General features: G+C 32.8%; 14 protein-coding genes and 2 pseudogenes. 8 read left to right on the top strand and 8 right to left on the bottom strand.

Annotated features, from left to right (window positions below; genetic code table 11):
- The first annotated feature begins 151 nt into the window (after positions 1-151).
- Positions 152-1,123: a catalase family peroxidase gene (locus tag LS72_RS07290; RefSeq protein WP_034554113.1), complete on the top strand. Its 972-nt coding sequence runs from the start codon at positions 152-154 to the stop codon at positions 1,121-1,123.
- Between the two features lie 22 nt (positions 1,124-1,145).
- Here the strand turns inward: LS72_RS07290 and LS72_RS11710 are convergent, their stop codons facing one another.
- Both LS72_RS11710 and LS72_RS11705 read right to left on the bottom strand, forming a co-directional pair.
- Positions 1,146-1,586: a methyl-accepting chemotaxis protein gene (locus tag LS72_RS11710; protein WP_414458066.1), complete on the bottom strand. Its 441-nt coding sequence runs from the start codon at positions 1,584-1,586 to the stop codon at positions 1,146-1,148.
- Between the two features lie 723 nt (positions 1,587-2,309).
- Positions 2,310-2,879 (bottom strand): annotated as a pseudogene (locus LS72_RS11705) (cache domain-containing protein); the annotation flags it as partial.
- Between the two features lie 282 nt (positions 2,880-3,161).
- Between LS72_RS11705 and uvrA the strand changes: the two are divergent.
- From uvrA to LS72_RS07265, 3 genes are all read left to right on the top strand, one after another.
- The gene (gene uvrA / locus LS72_RS07280; protein ID WP_034554293.1) at positions 3,162-5,987 is read left to right on the top strand and encodes an excinuclease ABC subunit UvrA; all 2,826 of its coding nucleotides are present in this window, start codon (positions 3,162-3,164) and stop codon (positions 5,985-5,987) included.
- A 535-nt stretch (positions 5,988-6,522) separates the two neighbouring features.
- On the top strand, positions 6,523-6,867 hold the full coding sequence (locus LS72_RS07275) for a hypothetical protein (protein WP_052087313.1): 345 nt from the start codon (positions 6,523-6,525) through the stop codon (positions 6,865-6,867).
- Between the two features lie 416 nt (positions 6,868-7,283).
- Complete coding sequence (locus tag LS72_RS07265; RefSeq protein ID WP_034554292.1) at positions 7,284-8,120, top strand: YncE family protein; 837 nt, start codon at positions 7,284-7,286, stop codon at positions 8,118-8,120.
- Between the two features lie 124 nt (positions 8,121-8,244).
- On the opposite strand, the gene LS72_RS07260 is transcribed toward LS72_RS07265, so the two are convergent.
- Positions 8,245-8,799 carry a hypothetical protein gene (locus tag LS72_RS07260; protein WP_034554290.1) on the bottom strand — a complete coding sequence of 185 codons (555 nt, stop codon included), beginning with the start codon at positions 8,797-8,799 and terminating at the stop codon, positions 8,245-8,247.
- Entirely contained in the window at positions 8,799-9,896 is a 1,098-nt protein-coding gene (locus tag LS72_RS07255; protein WP_034554289.1) for a hypothetical protein, read from the bottom strand. The genes LS72_RS07260 and LS72_RS07255 overlap by 1 nt, the downstream gene beginning before the upstream one ends.
- A 172-nt stretch (positions 9,897-10,068) precedes the next feature.
- Between LS72_RS07255 and LS72_RS11240 the strand changes: the two genes are divergently transcribed.
- The 4 genes and pseudogenes from LS72_RS11240 (at position 10,069) to LS72_RS07240 (ending at position 12,756) form a co-directional block, all read left to right on the top strand.
- A complete protein-coding gene (locus LS72_RS11240) occupies positions 10,069-10,221 on the top strand; it encodes a hypothetical protein (RefSeq protein ID WP_202978621.1) in 153 nt (50 codons plus the stop codon).
- Positions 10,222-11,163 (top strand): annotated as a pseudogene (locus tag LS72_RS07250) (alpha/beta hydrolase); the annotation flags it as partial. It abuts the gene before it with no gap.
- A gap of 183 nt (positions 11,164-11,346) precedes the next feature.
- On the top strand, positions 11,347-11,718 hold the full coding sequence (locus LS72_RS07245; protein WP_052087312.1) for a MerR family transcriptional regulator: 372 nt from the start codon (positions 11,347-11,349) through the stop codon (positions 11,716-11,718).
- 198 nt (positions 11,719-11,916) lie between these two features.
- Positions 11,917-12,756 carry an aldo/keto reductase gene (locus tag LS72_RS07240; protein ID WP_034554287.1) on the top strand — a complete coding sequence of 280 codons (840 nt, stop codon included), beginning with the start codon at positions 11,917-11,919 and terminating at the stop codon, positions 12,754-12,756.
- A 15-nt stretch (positions 12,757-12,771) separates the two neighbouring features.
- Here the strand turns inward: LS72_RS07240 and LS72_RS11385 are convergent, their stop codons facing one another.
- The 4 genes from LS72_RS11385 to LS72_RS07220 all read right to left on the bottom strand — a co-directional run.
- On the bottom strand, positions 12,772-14,778 hold the full coding sequence (locus LS72_RS11385) for a hypothetical protein (protein ID WP_138155231.1): 2,007 nt from the start codon (positions 14,776-14,778) through the stop codon (positions 12,772-12,774).
- A gap of 1 nt (position 14,779) precedes the next feature.
- Positions 14,780-16,399 carry a glycosyltransferase family 2 protein gene (locus LS72_RS07230; protein WP_034555107.1) on the bottom strand — a complete coding sequence of 540 codons (1,620 nt, stop codon included), beginning with the start codon at positions 16,397-16,399 and terminating at the stop codon, positions 14,780-14,782.
- Positions 16,396-16,986 (bottom strand): glycosyltransferase family 4 protein, encoded by a 591-nt coding sequence (locus LS72_RS07225; RefSeq protein WP_138155230.1) that lies wholly within the window; start codon positions 16,984-16,986, stop codon positions 16,396-16,398. The genes LS72_RS07230 and LS72_RS07225 overlap by 4 nt, the downstream gene beginning before the upstream one ends.
- Positions 16,976-17,282, bottom strand: a 307-nt coding sequence (locus LS72_RS07220) for a glycosyltransferase (RefSeq protein ID WP_138155229.1), incomplete at its 5' end; no start/stop codon positions are given. The genes LS72_RS07225 and LS72_RS07220, both read right to left, overlap by 11 nt.

The following is a 17,282-nucleotide window of genomic DNA, read 5'->3' as shown; positions in this document are numbered from 1 at the left end:
ACAAAAATCATTAAAATAGAATTATACGAAATGTTACATATCTTTTATTCAAATATTCAAACTTCAAGAATTCTCTAAAATTGTAAGTTCATTAAACTATTCTAGATTATAATTAAGGCTCCTAAATATTTACACTAAAAGGATTTTAACGATGAAAAACAAAAAATACTTAAGTTTAGCACTTGCCTGTTGCTTATTAGGAAGCATAGCATTAGCTCAAGAAAAAAAAGAAATGTATGATGCAAATTATATTGCGGATATTTTCTACAAACTCAATAGCGATCCACAAGATCCTAAAAGAAAAATCAATCATACAAAAGGATTCTGTGCGAGTGGAACTTTTGAGCCTACTGCAAATATTACTAATGCAGTTGATATTCCATTACTTAAACAAAGATCTATTCCTGTTGAAGTTCGTTATTCCTTAGGCGGTGCGTCTATGGATGATAAGAGCAAAACTAGAGGTATGGCAATAAGACTTCAAGGGGATAAAGAACAATGGACTTTGGTAATGACAAATTCTGAAATTCTCTTTGCAAAAAATCCTGAAGAATTTGTGCAATTTCTTGAAATGAGAATACCTGTTAATGGCAAGGTTGATACAGAAAAAATTAAAAAAGTTACCCAAGAAGTTGATTCGTTTCGCAATTATGCAAATTTTATGAATACAATAGGAATCTCTAGCCTTGAAAACACCCCTTTTTATAGCAACCATACTTTTTGGTTTAAAACACCTAAGCAAAAAGACCTCATTCCTGCTAAATGGAAATTTATCCCCAAAGATGGCATAAAATACCTTGATGAAAAAGAGCTTAAAAATGCCAATAAAGATTTCTTAACTGAAAACTTCCAAACCTATACACAAGCAAAACCGATTGAATATGATATGTATCTTGTGTATCCCAACAAAGGAGATGCGACAGATACGCCAACTGCTCTTTGGAAAGGAAAGCACAAAGAAGCTTTAGTGGGCACTTTAAAAGTTCAACAATACCAAGGAATGCAATGTAATAAAGATGTTTATTTTCCAGCGGATTTACCAACAGGTGTGGAAGCACCAAAAGACCCACTATTTGATCTTAGAAATGCTACTTATGGCATAACCTTTGGTAGGAGACAATAATCTTTAATAGGACTAAGTCCTATTAATACTGCTTCTTTTGAATCTCCATTTTTATTTCACCCACTATTTCATTAACCCTTAAACTAATTTCTTGGGAATTATTAACCGCTTCAACGCTTTTTTGTGTAACACCCTCTAATTGATTAATAGCTTCATTAATTTGTGAAATACCCTCTGTTTGTTCTTTAATAGATTCACTCATATCATTAATACCTTGCACTAAGACATTAACATTAGCTTCAATCTCATTTAAAGACTTTCCTGTTCTCTCTGCTAATTTTCTAACTTCATCTGCAACAACTGCAAAGCCTCTTCCATGTTCTCCTGCTCTTGCTGCTTCAATAGCTGCATTTAATGCTAAGAGATTAGTTTGATCGGCAATATCTTTAATCACACTTACGATATTTTTAATATCCTCTGCTTGTCTTGTAACCTCTCCTGTCTTATCACTAACATTTTGCATAGAGCTAGAGATTTCTTCAATAGCAGTAGCGGATTCCTCAAGTGAGGAATGCTGCTGAGAAATAGCATTTGATAAATTCACCATTTCTTCATTTTGTTTATTAGAGCTACCCTCTAAGTTTAAACTCATAGTCTCTTGGGTTTTTAAAATATTTACCATTTCATCACCTAAATAATTAATCCCATCAATTAACGCACAAGCTTGTTTTTCATATCCATCTGCTTTAATTCTTTCTCTAAAATCATTATGGGAATATCTTTGCAAAATTTGATTAACTTCTAAGAGTAAAAAAGACCAACTCTTCATAGCTTCATTTAGCAAATTGACTAAAAGATTCAAATTAGGATTAGAGGGCTTATTGGTAATTTGTAAAGACAAATCACCCTTTTTGAATTTACTAACAATATCTTGAAATTGCGAAATTGTTTGTTTATCTGTTTCAATATCGAGTTTAATATCTTTAACATTTTTATTAATCAATAACGCCATTTGACTAAATTCATCCTTAGAATTAATGGGTGTTAAAGAAACATTATCAGTCTTATAACTTAAATATTCAAAAAAAGAAACAATATTTCCTTGCAAGATTCGAACACTTTTTACGATATCCGAGTAAAAACTCCAAACTAGCGGTATGATAAAAACAATAAAGATTCCACATACAATTAAACCAGCCAATAAAAAATTCTTAGCTATAGCACTTACAAATATATTAGAATATATTTTTGCCTCACTTTCTACATTATCAATATAAACACCTGTCCCAATCCAAAGATTATCCGTATTAGCAATTTTTTGTGCATAAGCGACTTTTTTGGCATCTATTATAGTGCCATCGGGTAAAGGTTTGGAAAACACATAATAAACAAATCTCCCTTCTTTACTTTGGTTTAATCCAGTATCTTTTAGCTCCCTAACATAGAAAACTCCATTTGCATCTTTAATATCATAAAGGGATTTACCCACTAAATCCGGTCTCACAGGATGCACTATAGGAGTATAATCTTTATAAGCAAAGAAATACCCCGATTTATCATCTTCAAAACGAAATTCAGAAATTGCTTGGTTAAGCAGCATAACCTGATTTTCTTCTGAAAGCCCTTTTACTAACATTCCTAAAGAGCTAGCTAACATATCTGTAGCTAATTTTAGTTTTAACTCTATTTCAGAACGAATTATGGTATTCATATTCTCTTCTACACTTATTCTTGCCTCCCTCTCACTCCACAATCCTGAAACAATTAAAGCCACTAAAGCAAGACAATACCCCAAAAACAACACTATAATTTTCATTTTCAAAGAAAGCTTCTTAAACATAAAACCCCTACCAAATTTTAAATTAATACAACACTTTGTATTTTATCCCTAAATTCAATTATTTGAGGATTTTTTATTTTTTCAAAAAACATTTATTAAAACACTTAAAAAGTAAAAATTTTATTAATAATACCTATTAACCCGTATAAATTTACCCACTTAAAAACTCTACGCCTTAAAATCCCTAAAAATAAACATAAGTTAAAAAGCGTTATAATTTGAAACTAAAATATTTATTAATATAGTAAGGAAACTGCTGTGAATCCTAAACAAAATCCAACACCGCTTGAATACATTATTATCACCAATGCTAAAGAAAATAATCTCAAAAACATTCATCTTAATATCCCTAAAAATAAGCTTGTTGTTTTAACAGGACTTAGTGGTAGCGGGAAAAGCACTCTAGCTTTTGATACCCTCTATGCAGAAGGACAGAGACGTTATATAGAAAGTCTCTCAAGCTATGCAAGACAATTTTTAGACAAAATCGGTAAGCCAGATGTCGATAAAATAGAGGGATTAACTCCAGCTATTGCTATTGATCAAAAAACTACGAGTAAAAACCCCCGCTCCACTGTTGGGACTATTACAGAAATTTATGATTATTTACGGCTTTTGTATGCAAGGGTAGGAATCCAACATTGCCACCTATGCAAAAAACCTATTTCACAAATGAGTGCTAGTGATATTATCACGCAAGTTTTAAAATTACCCGAAGATTCTAAAGCCCTCATTCTAGCTCCCATTATCCGTGAAAAAAAGGGGGCTTTTACAGACAAACTTGAATCCCTGCGTCAAAAGGGCTATATAAGAGCACAAATTAATGGAGTTTTAGTCCGTCTTGATGAAGAGATTCATTTAGCTAAAACCAAAAAACATACCATAAAAATCGTTATTGATAGAGTTGTTATTAACCCCCAAAATAAAGATAGGATTGCACAAAGCATTGAAAAAGCCCTCAAAGAATCCTATGGGGAAGTAGAAATTGAACTCTTAAAAGAAAGTAAAAATGAGCTTATCCATTTTAGCGAACATTTAGCCTGCTTTGATTGCAAGGTCTCTTTTAACCCTTTAGAACCCCTTAGCTTTTCTTTTAACTCCCCCAAAGGTGCTTGCCAAAAATGCGATGGCTTAGGCATTAGGTATAGCATTGATACGAAAAAGATTCTTGATATTTCTTTGCCTCTAAGTGAGGGGGGAATCAAAATCATACACGGATTTAACAAAAGCTATTACAATGAGCTTTTTAAAGGATTTTGTAAAGCTAATAAAATCAACCCACAAAGTGCTTTTGAGGACTTAAAAGACTTTGAACAAAAAGCTATTCTTTATGGAAATAACCAAGAAATAGAATTTACTTGGAAAAGCTCCCATTTAAAACGTCCTTGGAGTGGCATTATAGCCATTGCTTATGATATGTTTAAAGACAATAAAGACTTAAATGATTATATGAGTGAAAAAGTTTGTGAAGAATGCAAAGGGCATAGATTATTACCCCAAAGCCTCTCTGTGCAAGTGGCAAACAAAACTCTAGGAGAACTCTTAGATTTACCCATTGATCAATGTTATGGCTTCTTTGCAAACCAACAAAATTTTACATATTTCAATACCCAACAAGCAATGATTGCTGCCCCTATTTTAAAAGAAATTTGCGAGAGGCTTTACTTCCTTTATGATGTAGGCTTAGGTTATTTAAGCTTAGGGAGGGATGCACGTAGTATTAGCGGCGGAGAATCACAAAGGATAAGGATAGCTAGTCAAATTGGTAGCGGTTTAACCGGTGTTATGTATGTGCTTGATGAACCAAGCATTGGCTTACACGAAAGGGACACTTTAAAGCTGATTAAAACCTTAAGAAACCTGCAACAAAAGGGAAACTCTGTTATTGTCGTAGAACACGACAAAGAGACGATAGAACACGCAGATTTTATCGTAGATATTGGACCAGGTGCGGGGAAATATGGAGGAGAAGTAGTTTTTAGCGGGAATCTCACACAACTTTTAGGCAGTGATACACAAACCGCACAATACCTAAATGGTAAGAAAAAAATAGAATATTTTGTAAGGAGAAATCAAGAAGAATGGATTGAGATTAAAAATGTCAATATCAATAATATCCATAATCTAAGTGTGCAAATACCACTTAAAAACTTTGTATGCATAAGCGGAGTAAGCGGAAGCGGAAAAAGCTCCCTTATCCTGCAAACACTCTTGCCTGTAGCCCAAGAAATCCTTAATAATAGCAAAAAGGTAAAAAAAGTGGATGGGGTAGAGATTGAAGGACTAGAAAAACTTGATAAAGTTATATACCTAGACCAAAGCCCCATTGGTAGAACCCCCCGATCTAATCCTGTAACATACACCGGTGCTATGGATGAAATACGACAAATTTTCTCCCAAACCAAAGAAGCACAAATCCGTAATTACAATATTAGTCGCTTTAGCTTTAATGTTAAAGGCGGAAGATGTGAAAAATGCCAAGGTGAGGGAGAAATAAAAATTGAAATGCACTTTTTACCCGATATTATGGTGAAATGTGATTCGTGTAATGGGACGCGTTATAACACACAAACACTTGAAGTAGAATATAAAGGCAAAAATATCGCACAAGTCTTAGAAATGAGTGTTGATGAAGCCTATGAGTTTTTTAACAAAATCCCCAAAATTCACCAAAAGCTTAAAACACTCAAAGAAGTAGGATTAGGCTATATCACTTTAGGACAAAACGCTACCACCCTTAGTGGAGGGGAAGCCCAAAGGATCAAACTTGCTAAAGAACTTAGCCGCAAAGATACCGGAAAAACCCTCTATATCCTTGATGAACCAACCACAGGATTGCATTTTGCCGATGTAGATAGACTTGTAAAAGTTTTGCACCACCTAACAGATTTAGGCAATAGCGTTATCGTCATAGAACATAATTTAGATATGATAAAAAATGCGGATTTTATCATCGATATAGGACCAGAGGGGGGAAGCAATGGAGGCAATATCGTAGATAGTGGATCTCCAGAGAAAATCGCAAGAAGGGCTAAAAAAACAGGAAGTCATACAGGGAGATTTTTAGCCAAAGAGCTAAAATAACCTTATTTTGCTAATCCCACTTAAGTGGGATTAAACCCAAGAACGCTAAAGCATACTAACAATTAATTCTACAAAAAGTATCAAAAAGTATAAGGTATGTAGTTTTATTCGTAATTTCACATTAAAAACTTTAGAGCAGAGAGTTAAAATAATCATAACCCCCTCCCCTCAATAATGCTAATATTTTCTAATCTAGCCCAAGCTAGAATCTTTACTAAAATAAAGATAAATTGCTAATTAACTTGCGATTCACATAACAAAGAATAAAAATAACGACTATAAAAACTTTAATTTTTAGTCTAACTTAAACTTCCTTATCTACTCTATGGTTTGCATATCTTACCTAAGATTTACAAATCCTGCAGATTTACTTAAAAGTCCTGCTTTTTAAGATTTTATACAAATTTCACTTTCACACTTCAAGAATCCACAAGAATCTTAACCCACAAATACCCCTTTGCTCTACCAATAATTATCCACCCTCCACTTCATTATATATTGCTCTATAATCTTACTTAACACAAGATGAGGAAAAATGCTATTACTCCCCGTTGAGATTCAATGCTTAAACAATACACGACATAAGCGTTTTGCTTATTGCACACTTACGCGATTTAGGCAAAAAGATTCTACTTTTAAGCAAATGGTAGAATTTACGAGACACACATTTATTTTTGTCAAAAAGGAACATAAAGTGATGCACACCAAGCAAGGAGATTTTCGCATTCATCGCTTTGAAAGCCTTTTTTTTAAAGCTGGAGCTTATACTTTGAGTAATATTCCTTTTGAGGAAAATATGCATATCAGTGAGCCTCTTATTACGCTTAAATTTGAAGAGATTTTTTTGTATTTTGTGCTAAATAATCACGCGATTTTTTAAGTTTTTTGCAAAGCATTCTTTCTGCTTCGCATTTGCATTTAAATGCACTTTTTAGGCAAAATGGCTTAGAATTTCTTAATGTCAATGAAGGCGGCTTCGCGCATAAAGATAATGCGAGTTTTTCAAGGGAATTTAAACAATGCTTTGGAATCTCACCCAAAAAGTGGCTTGATAGCAATAGGCTAAAAAGGCAGAATTTTTATGCAGATGTTTTACAAAAAATATCAATGAAATTTGCAGAGAATGTGGATTTGCCTCAACTTCGTGGTTTGTTACACGATTTAAAGAAGCTTTTGGAGAAACTCCCAAACAATACCAAAAATCAAAAAACTTATATTTTTCACCAAAAACTCACACAACTAAAAGTAATTTTTTCTTACAATGCAGTTTTTAAATTTTATTATAAAGGATTGAATATGAAAGAAAAAATAGCAAAAGCAGTCTGTGCTTTAGGCATTTGTTTGAGTGCGTTAAACGCACAAGAAATAAGCGGTTTTGCCTCACCAGAAAGCATTTGGGTAGAGGGAAATAGCGTTTATGTAGCCAATGTCGGCGAGAAATTAGCCCCTCTAATAAAAGATAATGATGGCTTTATCTCTAAGCTTGATACACAGGGGAATATAATAGAATTGCACTTTTTAAGTAATTTAAACGCACCAAAGGGTATGACCCAACTTGACAATACACTTTTTGTCGTAGATATTGATACTCTAAAAGGCTTTGATATTCTAAGCAAAAAACAGGTTTTTTCGCTACCCATTGTAGATTCTGTGTTTTTAAATGATATTGCCGCCTATGACAACAACACACTTTTTATGAGTGATACAGGCACAGGCATTATCCACAAAGTCAATGTGAAAAACAAAAAATATGAAACTTTTATCAAGCTTGATACAGACAAATATGGCGGACCAAATGGACTTTTATTTGATAAAGATAAAACTAAGCTTTATGTTGCTAGCACAAGAGGTGGAGAAGTGCTTAGTATTGATATGCAAAGCTTAGGGATTAAAACACTCATTGCACAAAAGGGCGCGTATGATGGCTTAGCTTTTGCCAAAAACGGTGATTTGCTCGTAAGTAGTTGGGGTGAGAATGGCAAGGGTGTAATTTATAGGATTGATAAGAAAGGCAAGAAAAGCACTTTAAATCTCCCCTTTATCAAAGGACCAGCGGATATGTTTAGTGATGGAGAATCTTTGTGGATTCCAAAAATGGGAGAAAATAAGATTCTAAAAATTAACTTACCTTAAAATATTTATATAAAAACTTAAAAGTTATATTTAGAATAGCTTTGTTGCTCTAAGGCTTTTAAGTTTTTAGGTTACATTTCTTTTGAAAAATATATTATTGTAATGCATTATAAAAAATAGCAAATCATTTATTTTTCAAAATTTTCTTAATACTATCCTTATCTAATCCCATTTTATTATAAAAAAGTGATACAACTTCTTCCCTTGTTTTGACCTCTTGCATCTGTGAGGATTTAAAATCACATTTATATCCAGCTCCTGTGCCTCTGTGTCCTCTATTATGAAGTTTGCTAAAATCAATTTCTTTTATGTTTTCAAGTCTCATAAAAATCGCATTAGGAGCAATACCTATAAAACAAATATAATCACAATCTGAAGTATCTTTAATATGCTCATTTTGGAACTTATTATTGACATCAAGACTTGAAGTTTTTACTTCAATTTTTATCTCATTGATCTTAATATCCCAATCACCTTGGTCTCCATCTTGATAGGTTAAAGATATATTTCTTTCTTTACTAAAAATATCCCTTAAAAGCCTCTCACCAAAGCTACCGCGTTTATCAATTTGTAAATGTCTAATTCTTATATATTTAGAATCGCTTTTCCATTTGGTTGTCTGATTAACTTCAGATTCTATCTCATCAAAGACATTTTGAGCTAACTTAAAAATATCCATTAAACAAGCTCCTTATCATAAAAACCCTTTGCGATGAGTGCTTCCTCTATTAAGGAGGTGCGAAGATTAAGGCTTGAATTTGTGCCTACAAAGCTTATGTGTTCCCAATTTATGCTCTCCATTGCTTTTTTTACTTGCATCTTGTCTTTAAGGATAACAATACCATAGCCTCTTCTGTGTGGAAGGGATTCAAAATCATAATAAAGCTTCATTTGTGGCTTAGTGTGCGAGTGAAAACAAGTGCTAGGAAGATACAAATCACATTTATATAACATATTTTTATTTCTTGTGCTAGAGCTTGTGCCTCCATCACTTAGAGAATAGACTTTGATAAACTCTTTACAAGTTTTCACCTGGGGAATTTCAATGTTGATAGACTTATTTTGAAGCAAAGCATCATTGACCCATATTTGGAAAAGTGTCGCAACTTCAACTTCCTTACCATTTGGATAAATAAAACTATTTAAAGGTAATTTTTCACTCAAAGCTAAAGTAAAATTTCTCACCCTTTTTTTAGGGCTACCCTTACCATCACTATCAAATAAAGGTGGCAAAATAAAAGCAACAAAATCCGCAAAATACCCTGCGTGATTAATAAACCTTAAAGCAAGATTACCACGAAGCCCAAAGGGAGGATTCCCCAAGACAATATATTTTTGAAAGTCTTTATTTTGTTCTTGTGGTAAAAAAGAAAGAAAATTTTGGCATAAAATCTCATTATTTTTGTATTCTAAATCAATGCCAACTCTTTTATTTTTTGGCATTAAATCATAAAAGCTACAATCCCCGCAACTTGGTTCGATAAAGGTATAATTTTTCATTGAAACCTTATGTAGCTTTGTAAAATTCCTAAAGCTTTTAAAACAATATTTCGCTATTTCTTTTTTGGTGAAAAACTCATTATGGCTTCGATAATTTGCCTTAGTAAGCTCGTATTTGTTACCTAATAAAAAATTTAAATCAAAAAGGTATTCATTGGGGATTTTTCGTGTAGCTTCCCAACGTTTTAATGTGCCTGTATGAAGATAGAGCTTTTTAGCAAGTTCAGTAATGCTGTAATTTTGTTTAAGCTCATAATACATCGTATTTGCAGTCATTCTCTCTAATCCTCTTTTTAATACATTTTATCTTGCAAACACTAAAAACGCACTTAAGGGCAATATAAATATTTTGTTATAAAAACAATAATTTTATCCTCCCCCCTCTTGACAAATACTAAGTATCAGGTTTTATAATGTTATTCTTACTTTAATATTTTAAGGAGCAAATATGCAAAATAAATCTCTTAACAAAACGCGCAGAAATCTCTTCAAAAGTGTGAGTATCGGTGCGGGTATAGTGGCACTTGGCGGAGCTTTTAGCCTAGTAAATGCAAAAGATACTAAAGCACACGACTTACCAACAGCACCCGGTAAAGACTAGGACAAAACCTTTCCTAAAAGTGATAAAGTTACTCACAGTAAGGTTACTTTTCATAACCGCTTTGGAATCACGCTTGTAGCGGATATGTATGTGCCTAAAAATGCAAAAGGCAAACTTCCTGCCATTGCAGTTAGTGGTCCATTTGGTGCAGTAAAAGAGCAGCCAAGCGGACTCTATGCACAAACTTTGGCAGAACGTGGATTCATCACCCTAGCCTTTGACCCAAGCTTCACGGGGGAAAGTGGAGGTGCGGCAAGATATGTCGCCTCACCCGATATAAGCACAGAGGATTTTAGTGCAGCGGTGGATTTCTTAAGCACGCAAAAGAATGTAGATAAAGATAAAATCGGCATTATCGGCGTTTGTGGTTGGGGTGGATTTGCACTCAATGCAGCAGCAAATGACCCACGCATTAAAGCAACTCTAGTTTCTATAATGTATGATATGAGTCGTGTCAATGCCAATGGCTATTTTGACGAAGAAAACAGCAAAAAAGCAAGAATACAAAAGCGCAAAACTCTAGCACAGCAAAGAATTGAGGATTATAAGAATGGCAAATACGCACTTGCTGGTGGTGTGCCTGAAACTTTGCCAAATGACGCACCGCAGTTTATGAAAGATTATCACGCGTATTACAAAACCCCACGCGGTTATCACAAACGTTCTCTCAATTCAAATAATGGATGGAATCTCACCTCCTCTCTAAGCTTTCTTAATATGCCTATTCTCACATACAGCGATGAAATAGATAATGCAGTTTTAATAATTCACGGGGAAAATGCCCATAGCAGATACTTTAGTGAAGATGCCTTTAAGAAGCTAAAAGGCAACAATAAAGAGCTTTTTATCGTGCCTAACGCAGTGCATACAGATTTGTATGACAATCTGCAAAAGATTCCTTTTGATAAAATCGAGGTATTTTTCAAGCAATATCTTGCATAATGCACTAAGTTTAGAACAACCTTATCTTTATGGCGGTAAAACTTTTAGGGAATTAAATTTTACCACCATATTGCAGGGCATACTTTAAAATCTCTAATTTTTACATTCAGGAGTAAATTGTGTAGCACATTTCAAGCACTAAGCAAAACAACCGCATAAACAAGTCTAATAAAAGGGCAAAAGATGAAAAGAACAATCATTGAAGCAGAACGCAAAACTGGGATTCCCTCTACTAGAATTCGCTTTTGGCTTAAAAAAGGGCTTTTCCCAGAACTAGAAACAAATAAAAATGGTGTCCGACTTTTTGACAATCAAGATATTGATAAGCTCAAATGGATTGAATGGTTTCGTTTTGTGCGAATGAGTTTAGCAAACATTAAACGTTATATGCACCTCGTCTCTCTTGGAGAAAAAAGCACTTTTCAAGAACGTAAAAAAATCCTTGAAGACCAAAGAGAGTTAATTATCAAAGACCTGCAACTAACACAAGAAATTCTAAGTAAAATAGAGCAAAAAATCAAAACTCTTGATAAACAATGCCATTGTAAAGTGTAAAATATATTTGTAGCAACTCCTATCAGGGTTTATAATTTTACTTCAACTTTTCATTTTAAAGAGAAGTAATACAAGAAAAAAGTGCAGAGAGTTTTTAAAGAACTCTACCTGTATCGCAGGATTAGCAACATTTGGGGTGTAAGCACTACCCCTAACACAAGCTTCTCTAAATAAAGCAATTCTAAAAAAGGATCAACAATGCAAACTCTTACTCTCAATAATAGCATTAAAATGCCACTTCTTGGGCTTGGCACTTACACACTCACAGGAAGTGCGGGGCAAAAGGCGATGTGCGAAGCCATAGAGGTAGGTTATCGACTCTTTGATAGCGCACAAATGTATCATAATGAAAGCGAGTTAGGTGCAGCGATAAACAATGCCATTAAAGCCGGCATTAAACGCGAGGAGTTTTTTATCCAAACAAAGCTCTTGGGTGCAAATAGCGAGGATTCTACTAAAAAATCCATTGAAAAATCACTCCAAAGTTTAGGGCTTGATTACATAGATTCTCTGCTTATCCACGAGCCTTACACGCAATCAAAGACAATGTATAAAGCAATGGAGAGTTTTTATAAGCAAGGAATCTTAAAGAGTATTGGCATTTCAAACTTTAGCACAAAGGCTTATAAAGAATTTATACAAACTTGTGAGATAATCCCTGCAATTAATCAATGCGAGACGCATTTGCTAATGCAGCAAAAGCCCTTAAGAGAGGCAATGAAGGCTAAAGGCACACTCTTGCAGTCTTGGAGTCCCTTTATCGCAGGGAAAAATATGGCTGGAAAAAATATGGGCGGGGGTTCAATCTTAGAAAATCCCACACTTAAAAGTATTGCTTCAAAATACGATAAAACCCCCGCACAAGTGGTTTTGCGATTCCTCATTAAACAAGGAATCTCTGTCATACCAAAAACTTCTAAAAAGACAAGAATGATAGAAAATTTTAATGTTTTTGATTTCTCTTTAAGTGCAGAAGATAGGGAGATTCTAAGTGCTTTAGACACAAATAAAAGCTCCTTTTCTTGGACGAATTATTAATTAGTGAATAAAGTATTATTTCTTACTCCTCCCTCTCCACTCCCTTACTATTCTTTTAGATTCAACAAAATAAAACCATAGAATGCCCCCCCCCCCACTATAATTAACATTATTAGCTTTTAAGTAAGGAATAGGAAATTTAAAGAAATTTTGTTTCTTAGCTTTAATAAAAGCTTCCCCTAATTGATAAGAAAGTGTATTTTTTATTTTTAAAGCATCTTTATAATCTCTATAAGATTCTAAGGTAGGAAGTTTTAAACTAGGATTCTTTTTTATCTTTTCTTGATATTCTTTTTGTTCTTGTTTATGTTTATCTTTGATATAAGATAATACATAAGGCATTCTTATATATCCCCATAGGCTTTTAGAGTTTAAAATCAAAGCTTGTCCTAGTTTATAAGAAAGATGAGATTTAATGCGGGAGGAGGCACCTAGAGGTTTGGGGGGGATATTACCACTAGTCTGTTTTAAGATCCTATCTCTTAGTATTATGAAATCTTTATTGTTGGGAAATTTTTTAGTAAGTTCAAGAATTTTTGTGTAACTTTCTTTGAAGTATAGACTTTTAAAATAATTTTCAAAAAATCTTTCATCTAGTTCTATTTCTTTTATAAATTGTTCTGCCTCATTGAAGCGAGAACATTCATAATAGTTTATAAAAAGCTGAATAATATAGAGCACATTTGGGTGGAGAGAAAAAGCAAGATAGAGATAATCTAAGTAATCTTTTTTATAAGCTAACTTAGCGACTTGAAAAGTGTAATAAGCTGAATAAGTCTTTTGGAATAAATGTGCTTTAAATTTGTGAATGCGTCTAGCCATTATCTCATATAATTTCTCATAATCAAAGATTTTCCAGTAAAAGCTTGGTTCATCTCCTAAGCCTATATAGCTTGCTACTTTTGCAAATGAGCTATCTCCAGAATAGATAGTTTTTGCATTAGACATAAAAGAAATTTCAAAGAAATTTCTTTCCGTACTTTGTAATGTTGTGTTAAAGTCCTCAATGCAATAAATTTTTATATTTTTATAAAAGTTTTTCAAGCTTTTAACAACATTAAAATCATCACTACATAAAACGATAATTTTATCTTGATTTGATTCTATAAGCTCTATGGCTATTTCTATAGGCATTGCCTTGTTCCAATACATATTTTGTTGCGTTTGTATATTAGGGTGAAAGACAATATCTCCACTTCGGATATGAATTATGATAAACTCTCCTAATGCTTTACTTAATCTTGAAGCATCCTTAATAATACCTTTTATCCTTTTAGTGAAGCCTATTTCATTCCATACCTTTTTATAATGATGACCTATACTTTTAACATCTTTAAATATTCCTTGATGTGTTAGAGTATAGGAGACAAACCAACCCCAATCTTTATCAAATGGTAGTTTTTTTAATTGTTCTAAAGCAATTTTGTTAAAATATCCTCTATCCATCGGAAGCGTCTTAGTATAAGAATATTGTTTAATAAAATCTTTACTAAAAATTTGTTCTTCTTTTCCTGTATGTAGAGATGCTATTTTATTATCATCAACTTTTTCAATGAAGCTAAAAAGGGATTCACAATCCCACCAAGTATAACCAAATTTAAAATCTGTATATTTAGAGAGGACTAAGGCATTTAGGAGGGGTAGTAATCTAGCTCCAATTCCATCTCCTCTTGAAGCTACTACCAACCCCGGATATTTTCTACTAAAAACGCGGATGGCATTAAGCTTACATTTAGTATTTCCTTCCATAGATATTTGTAGCTCTTGTGTATAAAATTCACTTTTTAACTCTATATATAAAACCTCTTCACTATAAATAGGTATGGATTTTATAAGTTCAAATTCTTCTCCCTTTTTGATTTTTATCAATAAATTTTGTTGATTGCACCAAAGATATTGCTCATCAAGGTAAATTTTAATGTATTCTAAAGCATATTTTTTTTCAAATTTAACGATATAGCATTCTTTATACTTTTTTAAATTTGTGTTTAATTCTAATAAATCGCTTTTTTTAAAAACCAATTCATCTCCTTAACTCTAATAAAAAATGTTTGAATCCCCTAAGAGCGAATCTCATTTGGAGAAATTTACACCCTAGCTGATAAACTTCCTGATTTTTTAGCTCAAAAGCTTCTTTAAAATCTTTATAATCTTCTAAAGCGGGTGGTTTTCGTTTTGGATTAGCGATAAAATATAGTTTTGAAAAACCAAGCTTTATTTTATGGATGGTAGCAATAAGGGCAATTTTTAAAATTAATGTTTTTATTCCTATGTGATTATTAGCATAATCCATAAGCTTTAAGCCTATTTTATAACTTAGTTGATTTTTTACTCTCTTAATGGCTCCTGTTTTTTCTGTAATATTTAAATAAGGTCTTAACGCATAAAATTGTTTTTTAAGATTTAAAGGATCAATAGAAAAGTTAAGAATGACTTTGGCTCTTTTGCAATAAGTAGGAACGAAGACTCTTTTGATAGAGTTAGCTTTTTCTCTGTCTTTATAGTTATTTGCCCAAGCTAGTATTTTTTGTGCTGTTACAATAGAGCTTTGAACTCTTAAGTATTCCTTTAATAAATTACAATCTCCATTGAAACTTTCTAAAATATTGTTAAATCTAGGAGGAGCTTTATATTGACTTTGGTAAGCACAGCTTGAACTTGTCCTAATCCTATAGACATAAAAGGCTTTTTGTAAAACATAAATCCTAGAACTAATCCCCACAAGCAAGACACCAAATAGTAAATCCTCTGCATAAATATCACTGGGATACAAAAGCTTGTTTTTATATATCAAGGAATGATTTATCATTCCTTGATATACGAAGCAAAAGCTTCGTATGCCAGTGTAAATATTGATAAAAATAAAGTCTTTATCACTTATAACACCTTCTTTTGTAATACGATAATTTTGGAAGTGTGTTTTTAAGTTCTCATCTTTTTCCACCCCATCAAAAAAATATTCAAAACCCGAATACAAAAAATCCACTCCTTGAATATAATAAAGATAGTTTTTAAAGGTATTAGGCTTGATGAAATCATCAGAATCAATAAAGCAAAGATAATCAAAATTTGGTGTTTCTTGAGTTTGTGTATTAGGGTTTAAAATGCGTTCAAAATCTTTTATCGCCTCTTGGTATATAAAGGCTTTAAGAAGTTTTTTGTCGGTATAACAAAAATAACTTTTAAAGTTTTTAAATTCTTCTATCTCACTTTTTAGATTTTCAAAGCTTTCTTCATCAAGACTTTGTTGAAACTCTTCTTTGTTTTGAAAGTTAAGCCTTCCACCAGCTGTTAAAATACCTATGTTTCTAGCACTGCCTTGTCCTGCATTTTTTTGTGAGAAAACAAAAACTCTAGAGTCTTGTTTGGCATATTCAAGGGCAATTTGAAGACTCTCATCAGAACTTTCATCATCACATAAGAATAGTCTAAAGTTTGTATGACTTTGGCTTAAAATACTTTCAATACATTGTTTTAAATAGGGGGCAACATTATAAACAGGGACAATTACAGCTATACTTTTTGTTTGCAAAGTTGCAATGTAAGTTTGCTCCATATCTTTAGGGTTTTTAGCTTCTTTATAGGATATGTTGCTAATATCTTTTAGATTGTGATTTTCTTTATTGTTACATAGATTATTCATTCTCTATCCTTTGGCTTTAAAAACTCTTTTGGATTTTTATATAGAAATTCTATTGCATTAGCCAATCCCACATAATCCTCTGCTTCTACAAGTATTCCACAATCCTCATCTACAAACTCTGGAATGGCTGCAACCCTATTAGTAACAGGCACCAATCCACTAGATCCTGCTTCATCTCTTGATACACCTTGTGAATCCATACGCGTTGGATTTAAGAAGATTCCATATTCTTTATGGAGTTTTGCGATTTCTTCTTGTCTTAAAAACTTTTTGTGAATAGTTACATTTTGGAATGCTCTTAAAGGCTTAAGTGTTTCTTCAAATAATTCTCCATCTCCAATAATAAGAAATTCTAACTCTTTAAAAAAGCTTTTGTTACTTAGCTCTAATATTGCTTTAACCGATAAATCATTAGCGTATTTTTTACTAGCAAAAGGTCTAATAGAAAGAATCCCCGCCATCCCAAATGGAATCCGTATTACTGAAATTAAGCATTTTTTAATAAATTGATATTGCTTAAAATTTTTTTCTTTATTGTTGATATAAAGAAAAAATTTAAAAACTCCATTTGAAGATTTATTTTCCATTGAATATCTCTATTTCTCTTTGTATGCTTTGCTCTATACTACTTTGTCTTCTTACTCTTTTTGCAGCATTCTCAGAAAGTCTTAAAAATTCTTTTGGATTTTTATATAGAAATTCTATTGCATTAGCCAATCCCACATAATCCTCTGCTTCTACAAGTATTCCACAATCCTCATCTACAAACTCTGGAATGGCTGCAACCCTATTAGTAACAGGCACCAATCCACTAGATCCTGCTTCATCTCTTGATACACCTTGTGAATCCATACGCGTTGGATTTAAGAAGATTCCATATTCT

Source organism: Helicobacter apodemus (assembly GCF_000765745.2).
GTDB classification, from domain to species: domain Bacteria; phylum Campylobacterota; class Campylobacteria; order Campylobacterales; family Helicobacteraceae; genus Helicobacter_D; species Helicobacter_D apodemus.
Note: the sequence above shows the minus strand (reverse complement) of the source record. Positions and strands in the feature narration are given on the sequence as shown.